The following is a 13,438-nucleotide window of genomic DNA, read 5'->3' on the forward strand; positions in this document are numbered from 1 at the left end:
CTCCGAACCCTTACACGAGTCAGCATTGGTGATGGATTCCGCAATTCTCTCCGAACAATTCAAAACATACGAACAACTTTCTCCCCAACAAGGCGCCATCCTTGACGTGCTGGCCGTTCATGACGGCTATGCCGGTCCGATGCTGATCGGCAAATGTCTGTTCGATCTCGGATTCAAAGACAAGGACGGCAAGGCGTTCAAACCGGCAACGCTGGCGCCGCTGCTGGAAGCCTTGCAGGACTCGCGGCTGGCCGAAAAAACGCCTAAACAAGGTACCTACCGATGCGCACGGCGTTTTGTCGAGCCGCTGACCCGAAAGCTGGCGGAAGAAACGCGCGCCTTCCGAAAAATCGCCGACAGCATCGGCCGCCATGCGCCGGTGCGCGGCGGCTATTACCGCTACGATAAGGCCGACGACTGTCTGCGCGAAGCGCGAATCCGCTTTCACCTCCGCGAGTATAAAGAGGCCGACGAATGCCTGAAAATCGGCCGCCATGTCTTGAATTTGCCGCCCGATCACGACATCTATCTGCGCTGGATCTTGAACCCGTTCGATGCCGCGTGGTTGAAGAGGCGCCATCCGGTCATCCTGCACGACATTGCCGGTTACATTGCCTTACATCAATTGAGCCATCTCTATGCCGACTCGGCCATTGACGATTTTTTAAGCCGGTGTGCGCTCGAACCGGGGCTCGTCAAGGCGCCTCTGGCGACGCGCGTGTTTGCCGAATTGCAATGGCTGCGCGGCGATTGGGACGAACTCGAGCGTTGGATAACGCCCCGCACCGAGCCCGAATTGCAAGCTGTCGCCGCCGCGCTGGCCTTTATGAAAGGCGATTCGGCGCAGGCAATTGTCGGTTTCGAAAAGGCGCTGCAGGCGCTCAGGAAAGAAACCGGCAAACGCACGGCGTATTTTTACGGCCTGGCCGGGGTATTCTATCCGCTCGCGATCATGAAACAGCGTGACGGCGAACGCCTCGCGAAGCTGCCGAACCTGCTCGCCCAAGGGGGCAGGATGGGCGGGATCTGGACCGACGTTTACCGCTACCTCGCGCTGTTTCACGAGTTTCAGCAGGGCGACCTGCAGCGGCGGACCGAACTTCTGGCAATGACGCTGCCGTTCAAACTCACCTCCGGTTTCGGTAAAGACGGCCGTCCGGAAGCGGCGATGGTGATTCCGAATGCATTACAGCATGTGTTTTTATGGCTGATCCAATGTTGGGTCGATGCCGGGCATGTTACGGAAGTGAGCAAAAATCAGCAGTCTTTATACGCCCATTTACAGAATAACGGCTATCGCTGGCCGGCCGCCGAACTGGCGAAGGTATTCGCTAAAATCGCCCCTGCCGGGAGCGAACGCTGGGATGCCGGTTTTCTGGCCGAACAACCCCTTGCCCTGGCCGAGCTGTTCGTCAGCCGGCCCGATTGGGATCTGGCCCTGGACGCCTTGTTGAATATCGCGCCGTCGGCCGGCAAAAGCGCTGACCGGCCGGCGGCCCCGGAGAAGTCGGTCCGCCTGATCTGGCTGGTGTCCTATCATGAGTACGGCCATACCGTGGCCATCGAGCCCCGCGAACAGAAACAGCAGGCCAAGGGCGGCTGGAGCAAGGGCCGGACGGTTGCCTTGAAGCGCCTTTACGAGGAGCGTGACAGTTTGGATTATTTGAGCGAACACGATCTGAAACTGTGCAAGACGATCAAGGAATTCCGCGGCGGCAGCTGGTACTACGGGGCGGTCTCTTACGAATTCAGCAGCCGAATGCCGCTCGCTCTGGCCGGCCATCCGTTGCTGTTTTGGGCGGATTCGCCCGAAGTGCGCGTCGAAGTGGTCAAGGGCGAGCCCGAGTTACGGGTCAGCCGGGGAAAAGGCGGCGACAAGATACGGATCGAACTGCACCCGGCGCCGTGGCACGACCTTAAAATCCATGTCGGCAAGGAAAGTCCGACGCGCCTGAAAGTCGTCGAATTCGCGCCCGAGCATCAAAAGATTTATTCGGTGCTGGGGCCTCAGGGTCTGGAAGTGCCGATGTCGGCGCAGGAACGCGTACTGCAGACTCTGACCGGCATTTCGAGCCTGTTGACCGTTCATTCGGACGTCGGCGGCAGTTCGAGCGGCGCCGAACAGGTCGCCGCCGACGCCACGCCGCGCGTGCATTTGCTGCCGTTCGGCGAAGGCTTGAAGGCTGCGCTGTTGATCAGGCCGTTTGCGACAGGCGGGGCGTATTATGCGCCCGGCCGGGGCGGCGAAAGCGTCTTTGCCGAAATCGACGGACGGCGGCTGCAGGCGAAGCGCGACTTGCCGCTCGAAACAACGCGCGCCGCCGAACTGCTCGAAGCCTGCCCGGCTTTGGGCCTGGCGGAGCAGGACGAAGCCGGCGAGCGGCTGCTTGAAGAGCCCGAGCAATGTCTCGAACTGCTGCTGCAGCTCAAGTCGCTCCCGGAAGGCCGGGCGATCGTCGAATGGCCGGAAGGCGTCAAATTCCGGCTGCTGGGCCAGGCCGGAAGTACGAATTTCAGCATGAACATCAAACGCGCTAACGACTGGTTCGCGCTGGATGGCGAATTGAAGATCGACGATCGCACCGTCATCGAAATGCAGGAGCTGCTGTCCCTGCTCGGCAGCGGCAAAGGCCGTTTCCTGCAACTGAAGGACGGCCAGTTCGTCGCTTTGACCGAAGCGTTCCGCCGCCGGCTGGAAGACTTGCAGGCCTACGCCGACATCAGCGGCAGGAACGTCCGGATCAATCCGCTGGCGGCTTTGACTCTGGAGGACTGGGACACGGACGGCGGCGCATTCAAAGCCGACAAGCATTGGCAGGCGCATGTCGAGCGCCTGAAATCCGCGCGCGAGTTCCGGCCGGAGCTGCCGTCGACTTTCCAGGCGGAACTGCGCGATTACCAGAGAGACGGTTATGTCTGGCTTTCGCGCCTGGCGCACTGGGGCGTCGGGGCGTGCCTGGCCGACGACATGGGTCTCGGCAAAACGATCCAGGGCCTCGCGCTGTTGGTCGAACGCGCGCCCGACGGTCCGGCGCTGATCGTCGCGCCGACCTCGGTGTGCCTGAATTGGGAAAACGAGGCGAACCGCTTCGCACCGACCCTGAAGCCCCGGCAACTGGGCGGCGGCGACCGCCAGGGCATGCTGGAGAGTTTGGGACCGTACGACCTGCTGATCTGCAGCTACGGCCTGCTGCAGCAGGAAGCCGTTGCCGAAATGCTGGCGAAAATCCGCTTTCGGACGGTGATTCTCGACGAGGCGCAGGCGATCAAGAATACCGCGACCCGCCGCTCGCAAGGCGCGATGAATCTGCAGGGCGATTTCAGGATCGTGATGACCGGCACGCCGCTCGAAAACCATCTTGGCGAGCTCTGGAACCTGTTCCGCTTCATCAACCCGGGCCTGTTGGGTTCGCAGGAGCAGTTCACCCTGCGTTTTGCCGGGCCGATCGAACGCGACCGCGACGCCCAGGCCCGCCAGCGCCTGAAGAAGCTGATTCAGCCGTTCATCCTGCGCCGCACCAAGACCCAGGTCTTACAGGAACTGCCGCCGCGCACCGAAATCCCGGTTTATGTCGAACTCAGCCGCGAAGAAATGGCGTTTTACGAAGCGATCCGCCGCGACAGCCTGAACGAACTTGCGAGTAGCGACGGCCCGCCGGGGCAGAAACATCTGAAAATCCTCGCCGCGATCACCAAACTGCGCCGCAGTTGCTGCGACAGCCGGCTCGCAAACGCCGAAATCAACTTGCCGAGCAGCAAACTGGCCGCGTTCGGCGAAATCGTCGAGGAACTGCGCGACAACAAGCACAAAGCGCTGGTGTTCAGCCAGTTCGTCGACCATCTGCAACTGATCCGAAACTATGTCGAAGGGCGTGGCATTCGGTATCAATATCTGGACGGTTCGACACCGGCGAAGGAACGCCAGCAGCGCGTCGATGCGTTCCAGCGCGGCGACGGCGAGCTGTTCCTGATCAGTCTGAAAGCCGGCGGCGTCGGCCTGAACCTGACTGCGGCCGATTATGTGATCCACATGGATCCGTGGTGGAATCCGGCCGTCGAAGACCAAGCCTCCGACCGCGCGCACCGGATGGGGCAGCAGCGCCCGGTTACGATCTATCGGATGATCGCCAAACAGACGATCGAAGAAAAAATCGTCGCGCTGCACAGCCGCAAGCGCGACCTTGCCGACAGCCTGCTCGAAGGTGCGGACGTCAGCGGCAAGGTTTCGGCGGACGATTTGCTGAGTTTGATGCGCAGCGATGATTGACGAGGAGGCCGCGATCCTTTCGATCCTTTTTGGGCGGCTCGGAGCGTTTTTGAAATTAGGCTCCGGTCCCTCCTTCGCCGGATTCAAAAAACGGAGACGGCCCAAATCGAAGATGAGATCTCCGGACTGAGACTGCCGTAATTGTCCGGAAAGGGCATAAGAAACCAAAATTTATTTTCATTAATAATAAAAATAAAAACAGATATTTATGAAATATTATTAATGTGATTTAAAGGCGGAAGTTAATGTAACTTAGAGGCGATAGTTAAAGTCGTGTCAAGTGATTTGTCAAGAGTTCCGCGTGGAACAAACACCGTAATTTCTGCCGGTTTCTTCTTTCGCTCTACTTTAGAATCATCTTTATCCCGTTTGAAGCATTTGGACGGTGAAGCTTGGTAGCCTGGTAGGTCGGGCAACAGCTTCACCGTTGCCCGACATTTGGGCGGCGAAGAGGGTGCTCGATGATCCGTAACCGTGTCACATCGAAAATATCGGGCACAAAAAGCGCGTGCCCGACCTACACGACTACGCGACTGGCACAATAAAACTTATTTAAACAATAAGTTATGATTGTTTGTTAAGGTTTGTTAAAAAGAGCTGGCTAAACATCCTAAGATTCATTAAGAATTTATCTTAAACTTATGAATTAATTGGTTTTCTATCTTCTTTGGCGTGGGAGGAGAGTTAGCCGCAGGTGGCAGAAAAGAGCAGGGGAAGCTGGAAGTGCTGCGCCGGAGGAAAATGAAAGGGACTGCATGAGGAAAAAGAGCGTAGACCCGTGCGGGGGTCTGCAAGCGTGCAGTAATTATCTGCGCACAGGGCGCGCGGTGCGGGGAAGGCGCGCCTGGTTCAGCTTTGTTCCCAGGGCAGGCCGTGAAAGCGCCAGCCGCCGAGATTGCCGCGGTGCTTGTTCTCGTCGAGCGGTCCCTCGAAGCCTTCCAGAATGTTGATCGGATGCTTGTAACCGTCCCGTTCGAGCAGCCTGGCGGCATCCAGCGAGCGTTGCCCGCTGCGGCAGAGCAGCAGGATCGGGGCGTCCTTATTCGGGACGGCGGCCTCAACCTCGGCGGCAAAGTTCGGATTCAGCTGCCAGTCCGGCGCTTCTTTCCAGGGGATATGGATGGCGCCGGTCGGATGACCGACGAAGGCGTGTTCCATCTTAGTGCGGACATCGACAAGGACGGCATTCGGATCGCGCTGGAGCAAATCCCAGCATTGTTGCGGAGTCAGGTTTTCGATCATGATTTTATTTCTTGCTCAGGTTTTTGGCCGATAAATTGGGCTTCGTTGCGGAGTCCCTGCCCGAGGTCGCCGATCGCCGCATTTTCCCGGTAAAAAACCGGGCGCAACGGCAGAAACAGGGTCAGCAGCTCACTGCGGTCCAGCAGATAGGCGGGATTTTTCGGACCCTCGTCGCCGATTTTCAGGCGGGTGAATGTTTGATAGAACAATAAGCCGCCGGGTTTCAGGGCGTTCATTATCGCATCCTTCAAACCGCGGTCAAGAAAACGGCCGACCGCGATGACATCGAAGGCGGAAGAAGGCAGCGAAGCGGAGCTGATGGCTGTCCGGTGCGCCTCGATCGCCAGCCGGCGGCGGCCGGCATAAGTCTGCAACTTTTCGATCGCGACGGCGGAAATATCGAGAGCGACGACCTTCAGGCCATGCTCGGCAAGAAAAATCGCGTTGGCGCCGAGCCCGCACGCGAGATCGAGCGCATGCCCTTCGGACGGCAATAGGAACGCGTTTTCGGCCAGCAGCGGCACCGGGGCCTGGTTGCCGGGTTCGTCCAGGCTGTAGAGCCGGTCCCATTTTTCCTGGAGCTCATTCATGTTTCGGGGCAGTCCCCCCCGGGCTTGCTGACGCGAGGCTCCAGCCAGGTTTGCAGAAATTCCATGAATACGCGGACTTTCGCGGACAAATATTTCCGGTGCGGATAAACCGCATGCACATCCAGCGGCGGCGAAGGGTAATTCTGGAGCACGGGCTGGAGCCTGCCGCGTTCGATATCCCAGCCGACGATGTAGATCGGCAGCATCACCAGCCCCATGTCGTTGATCGCCGCGATGCGGATCGCATCCGCCACGTTGGCTTGCAGGCGGCCCGAGACGGTAATGGTCTGGGAACCCGATTCGCTTTTGAACGGCCATTTGTTTTTGGGATGAATGGCCCAGTTGATCAGGCAACTGTGGTGAACGAGATCCTGCGGCGTCTCGGGAATGCCGTGTTTGGCGAAATAGGTGGGCGATCCGCAGACCACTAGCGAAGAACTGGCCAGTTTGCGCGCGACCATGCTGGTGTCGTTCAGCGTGCCCAGATAAATCGCTAGATCGATGCCGTCTTCGATCATGTCGCCGGGGCCGCTTTGGATGGTCAGTTCGATGTTCAGGTCGGGATGCAGCTTCAGAAATTCGGAGATGGCGCGCGCGATATGGGTGGCGCCGATTACCGGCGGGGCGCTGATCCGCAGCGAGCCGCGCGGCTCGGTCTGCAGGTGAGTGACCTGCGATTCCATTTCCTCGATGTCGAGCAGGACCTGTTGGCAGCGTTCGAAATACGCGGCGCCGACTTCGGTCAGACTCAGGCTGCGCGTGGTGCGGTTGAACAGGCGGGTGCCGAGCGCGCTTTCCAGGTGGATGATGTGCTTGGTCGCCATCGCCCGGGAAATATCCAGATCGCGGGCGCCGCCGGCAAAGCTTCCCGCTTTCGCGACACGGACGAAAACGTTCATGCTGGTCAATTTATCCACGGGATTCTCCTGCAATCAAGCTGGGTTTGGCGGGTTTAAGGTTTAAGGGAAACGCGGAATCGCAGGACGGGATTGCCAATCCTATGCGGCCAAAGTGAGGGAGCGGTACATCGTCGAAATTTTAAGTTGTTTCATATGAGGAAACAATGAATTTATTATATGCGTTATTGTATCCTATTTTAAAGACTGTATAGTAAGAGCGTCACAGATTTTTCTCTGTTTCATCGGGCGGCGCCTCCTCAAATTTATTCGCTGCTTGATTTTTCCGCCTCCCTTCGCCATTTTCGAAGGGAGGTTTTTTTTTGTCTATTTCTTCGGGGCCCGGCATTGCGGCGCCGGATTGCGCCCGTTTCCAGAGCAAGTCTTCGATGCCGCATTGCGGCGCGAAGCCCGAGACCGCTTGCAGCAAAATTTCCCGAATTTGTACGTGATCGTCCCGTTCTGCCGCCCTGTCCAGGCATTCCAGACGTTTACGAAGGTCCGCCCAGGCGATTACGTGTTCTTCGGCGCGCATGATGCGGGGATGTTCGGTTTCCGTTACATGGTTTCCAATCAGCAATTCTTCGTAAAGTTTTTCGCCGGGTCTGAGCCCGGTAAAGCGGATTTCGATTTCGCCGTCCGGATGTTCTCGATCCTTGATTTCGAGGCCGCTCAGATGAATCATCCGCTTGGCCAGGTCGAGAATGCGGACAGGCTCGCCCATGTCGAGCACGAAGACGTCGCCACCGCCGCCCATCGCCCCGGCCTGAATGACCAGTTGCGCGGCTTCGGGTATCGTCATGAAATAACGGATGATATTCGGGTCGGTGACCGTGACCGGGCCGCCGTGTTTGATTTGTTCCTTGAACAACGGCACGACCGAGCCGGAAGAGCCGAGAACGTTGCCGAAGCGGACCATCGTGAAGCGGGTGGACTGCCGGACGGACGGCTCGGCGCTGAAGGCCTGCAGGATCAGTTCGGCGAAACGTTTGGTAGCGCCCATCGTGTTGGTCGGGCGTACCGCCTTATCGGTCGAGATTAGCACGAAGGTTTCGACCCGCGCCGTTACGGCCGCTTCGGCCGAGCGCAGAGTGCCGAATATATTGTTGCGTATCGCCGCGACCGGATTGTGTTCGACGATCGGTACGTGCTTGTAGGCGGCCGCGTGGTAGATCGTCTGTACCTTGAAAGTTTTGCAGATTTTGGTCAGGCGCGGCGCATCGGTTACGGAGCCCAGGATCGCATAGATCGGCGTTCTTTCGTTCCCGCCGTTGCGGGAAGACAGCAGCTCCCGTTCGATCGCGTACAGGGCGTATTCGCTCAGTTCGAACAGCACCAGCGCGGACGGCTGCAGCGCGACGAGCTGCCGGCACAGTTCCGATCCGATCGAACCGCCTGCGCCGGTCACCATGACCGTTTTGCCGGTGATATTCGCATGCAGCAGATCGGGGTTGGGCGTCACCGGATCTCGGCCCAGGAGATCCTCGATGCCGACTTCGCGGAGGCTATCGAAAGTGATTTTACCTTCGGCGATTTCCGATACGCACGGCATCGACAGGACATGCACGGCATAGGGTTCGAGCATCCGGATCAATTCGCTTTGGCGCGATCTTTTGGCGGACGGTATCGCCAGCAGGACGCTTGAAACCGCGTAGCGGTCGATCAGGTAACTCAGGGCCGAAAACGGATAAATCCTGAGACCGTGAATTTTGTGTTTATGAAGCGACGAATCGTCGTCGATGAAGGCGACCGGTTCGAATTCGCGGCCGAGCGATAGGGCCGAGGCCAGCTGCACACCGCCGCTGCCGGCGCCGTAAATGAGCACTTTCTTCTTCGGCTGCAGGGAGAACTTATGCCCGCCGCCGAGCCGGGCATAGGTGTCGCCGAGCCACCAGCGCGCGAAAAATCGGCTGCTGCCGACCAGCAGGGTCATGATCAGCCAGTTCAGAATGGGGACCGTCCTCGGCAGGTTGCGGATGCCGCTCTCGTAAAAGATGAAAGGCAGGAAATAAATGGCCGCGAAGGCCCCGGCATAGAGAGCGACCGCCTGTACGATCGTCCATAACGCTTTGATTTCGATATAGCGGATGATGGCCCGGTACAGGCCGAGGCGAATGAAAATCGGAACGGCCAGCATGGGCGCGACCGCGATCAGCGTCCACTCGATATTTCGAGGGACGAACAGGATGCCCCAGCGCAGCGAAAAAGCCGACCATAAAGCCAGGACCGCAAACACGACATCGGCCCCGATCAGAATCAGGGCTTTCCGGGAGCGGGGTTGCCCGATGAACCAATGCGCCAGCCGGGACTTCATCCGCGCATTTCTTCGCCGCCCGCGTTGAATTTGATCGCGGACAGAAGCAGGGGCAGGTAGGCCAGGGCGACGCCCGCGATACCGTTCAATACGCCGAGGCCGATCAGGATCGCCGACGGCAGCAGCCAGAACAGATTGACCGCGCCGACGAATAAACTTACGGTTTTATGTGAGCCGTAACGGCGCGCCGCAAACTGGTAGGCATGGCTGCGGTGCGCTTCGTGCAGCCTTTCGCCGCGCCGGAAGCGCCGCCATAAGGTCCAGGTCGCGTCGACGATGAACACGCCCAGAAGGCACAGCCAGCTCCAGAAAAGAGCCGGGTCCAGCCAGGCCGCCTGCAGCGAGAGCATACCCAGGACGATGCCTAAAAAACCACTGCCCGCATCGCCCATGAAGATCCGGGCGGGCGGAAAATTCCAGAGCAGGAAACCGGCGGCGGCGGCCGCGAGCAGGGCCGGTTCCAGCCAGGCTTGGTAATGGCCGCCGATCAGAAACAACATCGAACCGCCCAGGCAGGCGGTGACCGCTTCGATGCCCGCGATGCCGTCGATGCCGTCCATGAAATTGTACAGGTTCAGCAGCCAGACCAGATAGAGGAGCCCGAAGAGGTGGCCGAATCCGCCGAGATCGACCGTCTCCCCGAACAAGAGCAGAGGCGGAAAGCCGCCCAGCCAGTAAAGGCCCCAGCCCGCGCCGGCAAAATGCGCCAGAAGCCGCCATCCGGCCGGGATATGGCGATGGTCGTCCAGGAAACCGATGAAGGCGACCCAGGTACCGGCACCGATCAAGGCTAGGCTCTGGTTGGCAGTCAGTACGTCCAGGGCGGACAGTGCGACGAGGCCGGCCGAAAACACCGCCACGATCGCCATGCCGCCGCCGCGCGGGGTCGGCTGCGTATGCGAACTGCGCCGGTTCGGGACATCGATCAGATTCGAGCGCAAGGCATAACGACGAATCAGGCCGGTGAGCAGGAACGCCGCCAGGGCCGAGAGAAGCAAACCGCCGGCTTCGATCACTTGCGGGCTCCCAAATAATACCGGGCGGTGGCCTGCAGGGCCTGATCGATAGCCACCGGCGGGCGCCAGCCGAGCCGCTCACAGGTTTTGGCGATATCCAGCTGCAAGGAGCCGCAGAGTTTCCGGATCGCCTCGGTCTTGCCGGCGCATTGCGCGGCAAAATGCAATAACCCGACCGGCGCGCTCCACAAGCAGGCTTCTTTTCCGATCGCCGCCGCGGTGCGTTGCAACAGTTCGGGCGTGGAAAGATCCTCGCCGTCGCTGGCCAGAAACGTCTGGTTGGCGGCCGAGGGGTGTTCGATGCAGATCACGATCAGATCGGCCAGATTGTCCACCGAGACCAGGCTGCGTTTGTTCCGGATGGAAGCCAGCGGCAGCGGCAGGCCTTTATCGAGGCAGCGCAGCAGCGTCAGGAAATTGCCTTTGACTCCGGGGCCGTAAACCAGGGGAGGGCGGATAATCACGAAGTCCATGCCCGAATTCGCGCACAATGCACGCAAACCGTCTTCGGCCTCGCGTTTGGAAATGCCGTAGGCGTCTACCGGAGAAGGATGGTCTTCCGCGCGAAATGGGCGGTTCAGCGGCGTCTGCTCGCCGTTGACCTTGATCGAGCTGATGAAAATGAAGCGTTTGATGCCGGCCTGCAGCGCCTGGCTTGCGAGATTCAAGGTGCCGTCGACATTGACCTTGCGGTATTCGGTCAGAGGATCGGCCGCGGTATCCCGCATCACATGGGCGCGCGCGGCGAGATGGACGACCACGCCGATGCCTTGTAACGCGGCCTGCCAGTCGGTGTCTGCCGCCAGATCGCCGGTTTCGAATACTTCGGCGCCGGCCGTCCGGCCGAGCCCCGTCATGCTCCGCACCGCAGCCCGGACGGAAAACCGCCGATCGGCCTGCAAGCGTTTCGTCAAGGCGCTGCCGATGAAGCCGTTGGCGCCGGTAATCAGAATGTTCAGTTCGCTTGTGCCGGCGGTGTTCATGTTTTCGACCAGACGGTACGGTTGACGTAACCTGTGTAGCTGAGCACCACTCTGACGATCTGTTTCGAGACTTCGCCCGCCTGGTAATCGGCTATCTCGGGAATGATCCGGCGCGTCCGGTCATGCTGGCCGGTTACGGTCCGGACGGCGTCCAGCACGTTTTCCTGCCTCAGGCCGCACATCACCAAGGTGCCGACATCCATCCCTTCCGGCCGTTCGTGCGTCTGGCGGAGCGTCACGGCAGGCAGATTCAGCAGCGAAGCTTCTTCGGTGATCGTGCCGCTGTCGGACAATACGCAGAACGCCGCCATCTGCAGCCGGATGTAATCGAGAAAACCGAACGGTTTCAGCGTGCGGATCAACGGGTGTTCCAGCGACTCGCCGAGCGCTTCCAGGCGCTTGCGGGTGCGCGGATGGGTCGATACGATCACCGGCAGTCGATAGGTATCGGCCAGCGCCTTGAGCGTTGCGAGCAGATCGCGCAGGTTTTCCGGGTGGTCGACGTTTTCTTCCCGGTGCGCGCTGACGATGAAGAACTGGCCTTCCCGGAGCCGCTCGCGCGCCAGCACGTCGGATTGCAGGATTTTCGGCCGGTAATAATCCAGCACTTCCCGCATGTGCGAGCCGGTTTTGATGATCGTCTCGGGCCGGATGCCCTCGGCGATCAGGTAGCGGCGGGCGTGCTCGGTCAGCACCAGGTTGATGTCGCTCAGATGGTCGAGCACCTTGCGGTTCAGTTCTTCGGGCACGCGCTGGTCGAAGCAGCGGTTGCCCGCTTCCATGTGAAAGACCGGAATCTTGCGCCGTTTCGCGGCGATCACCGCGAGGCAGGTATTGGTGTCGCCGTACAATAACAGGGCGTCGGGCATTTCCTTCGCGAACACGTCGTCGGCCTTTGCAATCACGTCCGCAATTGCCTGGGCCGCAGTTTCGCCGCTGACGCCGAGGAAATAGTCCGGTTTCCGGATTTCCAGGTCGTCGAAAAATACCTGGTTCAATTCGTAATCGTAATTCTGCCCGGAATGCACGAGGAGGTGCCGCGTGTACCGGTCGAGTTCGGCGATCACCCGGCTCATCTTGATCAGTTCCGGGCGCGTGCCGATCAAGGTCATCACTTTAAGCATCGAGTTCCTTCCTGATGTAGTCCAGCGTCATCAGCAGTTGTTTGATTTCCGCTACGTTCAAACGCACGGTATTGTGAGAGGTGTAATCGTCCAGTTCCGAAATATGGGCCTCGCCTTCGACGAAATATTTGTTGTAGTTCAGGTCGCGGTTGTCCGCGGGAATCCGGAAATAGCGTGCCATGTCCTCGGCCTTGGCCATTTCTTCGCGCGAGATCAGCGACTCGTACAGCTTTTCGCCGTGGCGCGTGCCGATCACTTTGACCGGTGAGGCGCTGCCGAACAGTTCCTTCAGCGCCTGGGCCAGATCCGCGACCGTCGAGGCGGGGGCCTTCTGCACGAAAATGTCGCCCTGCCGGGCGTGCTCGAACGCATGCAGGACCAGATCGACCGAGTCTTCCAGCGACATCAGGAAACGGGTCATGTTCGGGTCGGTCACGGTAATCGGCTCGCCTTTCCTGATCTGGCCGACGAACAGCGGAATCACCGAGCCGCGCGAAGCCATCACGTTGCCGTAGCGGGTCGCGCAGACCACCGTGCCGGTTTCCGGAATCATCCGCGAGCGGGCGACCATGATTTTTTCGGCCATCGCCTTCGAGATGCCCATCGCATTGATCGGATAGACCGCCTTGTCGGTGCTGAGCACGACCACGCGTTTGACGCCGTTGGCGATCGCCGCATTCAACACGTTCTCGGTGCCGATCACATTGGTTTTGACCGCTTCCATCGGATAAAACTCACACGACGGCACCTGTTTCAGCGCCGCGGCGTGAAAAATATAATCGACGCCGCTCAGGGCCTCGGAAACGCTGGTGTAATCGCGGACATCGCCGATGTAAAACTTGACCTTGTCGTTCGCCAGCGCGATGCGCATGTCTTCCTGTTTTTTCTCGTCGCGGCTGAAAATGCGGATTTCCCGGACGTTCGTGTCCAGGAAGCGGTTCAGCACCGTATGCCCGAACGAGCCGGTGCCGCCGGTAATCATCAAGACTTTATCATCAAACATCGG

9 protein-coding genes are annotated in these 13,438 nt (G+C 59.5%); 1 reads left to right on the forward strand and 8 read right to left on the reverse strand.

All coding sequences use genetic code 11. From position 1 onward, the window contains the following. The first annotated feature begins 31 nt into the window (after positions 1 to 31). A complete protein-coding gene (locus METAL_RS09260; protein WP_005371718.1) occupies positions 32 to 4,267 on the forward strand; it encodes a DEAD/DEAH box helicase in 4,236 nt (1,411 codons plus the stop codon). An 849-nt stretch (positions 4,268 to 5,116) separates the two neighbouring features. Here the strand turns inward: METAL_RS09260 and METAL_RS09265 are convergent. From METAL_RS09265 to METAL_RS09300, 8 genes are all read right to left on the reverse strand, one after another. Beyond that, positions 5,117 to 5,509 (reverse strand): rhodanese-like domain-containing protein, encoded by a 393-nt coding sequence (locus METAL_RS09265; RefSeq protein WP_005371719.1) that lies wholly within the window; start codon positions 5,507 to 5,509, stop codon positions 5,117 to 5,119. Next, positions 5,506 to 6,099, reverse strand: coding sequence for a class I SAM-dependent methyltransferase (locus METAL_RS09270; protein WP_005371720.1), 594 nt, complete (start codon positions 6,097 to 6,099; stop codon positions 5,506 to 5,508). Before METAL_RS09270 ends, METAL_RS09265 begins: the two co-directional genes overlap by 4 nt. Beyond that, complete coding sequence (locus METAL_RS09275) at positions 6,096 to 7,016, reverse strand: LysR family transcriptional regulator (protein WP_005371721.1); 921 nt, start codon at positions 7,014 to 7,016, stop codon at positions 6,096 to 6,098. The genes METAL_RS09270 and METAL_RS09275 overlap by 4 nt, the downstream gene beginning before the upstream one ends. Before the next feature lie 202 nt (positions 7,017 to 7,218). After that, positions 7,219 to 9,309, reverse strand: a complete 2,091-nt coding sequence (locus tag METAL_RS09280) for a polysaccharide biosynthesis protein (protein WP_005371722.1) — start codon at positions 9,307 to 9,309, stop codon at positions 7,219 to 7,221. Then, on the reverse strand, positions 9,306 to 10,325 hold the full coding sequence (locus METAL_RS09285) for an MraY family glycosyltransferase (protein ID WP_005371723.1): 1,020 nt from the start codon (positions 10,323 to 10,325) through the stop codon (positions 9,306 to 9,308). Before METAL_RS09285 ends, METAL_RS09280 begins: the two co-directional genes overlap by 4 nt. Beyond that, the gene (locus tag METAL_RS09290; RefSeq protein WP_005371725.1) at positions 10,322 to 11,308 is read right to left on the reverse strand and encodes a UDP-glucose 4-epimerase family protein; all 987 of its coding nucleotides are present in this window, start codon (positions 11,306 to 11,308) and stop codon (positions 10,322 to 10,324) included. Before METAL_RS09290 ends, METAL_RS09285 begins: the two co-directional genes overlap by 4 nt. After that, positions 11,305 to 12,432: a non-hydrolyzing UDP-N-acetylglucosamine 2-epimerase gene (gene wecB / locus METAL_RS09295; protein WP_005371727.1), complete on the reverse strand. Its 1,128-nt coding sequence runs from the start codon at positions 12,430 to 12,432 to the stop codon at positions 11,305 to 11,307. Before wecB ends, METAL_RS09290 begins: the two co-directional genes overlap by 4 nt. Then, on the reverse strand, positions 12,425 to 13,435 hold the full coding sequence (locus tag METAL_RS09300; RefSeq protein WP_005371729.1) for a polysaccharide biosynthesis protein: 1,011 nt from the start codon (positions 13,433 to 13,435) through the stop codon (positions 12,425 to 12,427). The genes wecB and METAL_RS09300 overlap by 8 nt, the downstream gene beginning before the upstream one ends. Positions 13,436 to 13,438: the final 3 nt, after the last annotated feature.

Origin of the sequence: Methylomicrobium album BG8 (assembly GCF_000214275.2) — a bacterium.
GTDB classification, from domain to species: domain Bacteria; phylum Pseudomonadota; class Gammaproteobacteria; order Methylococcales; family Methylomonadaceae; genus Methylomicrobium; species Methylomicrobium agile.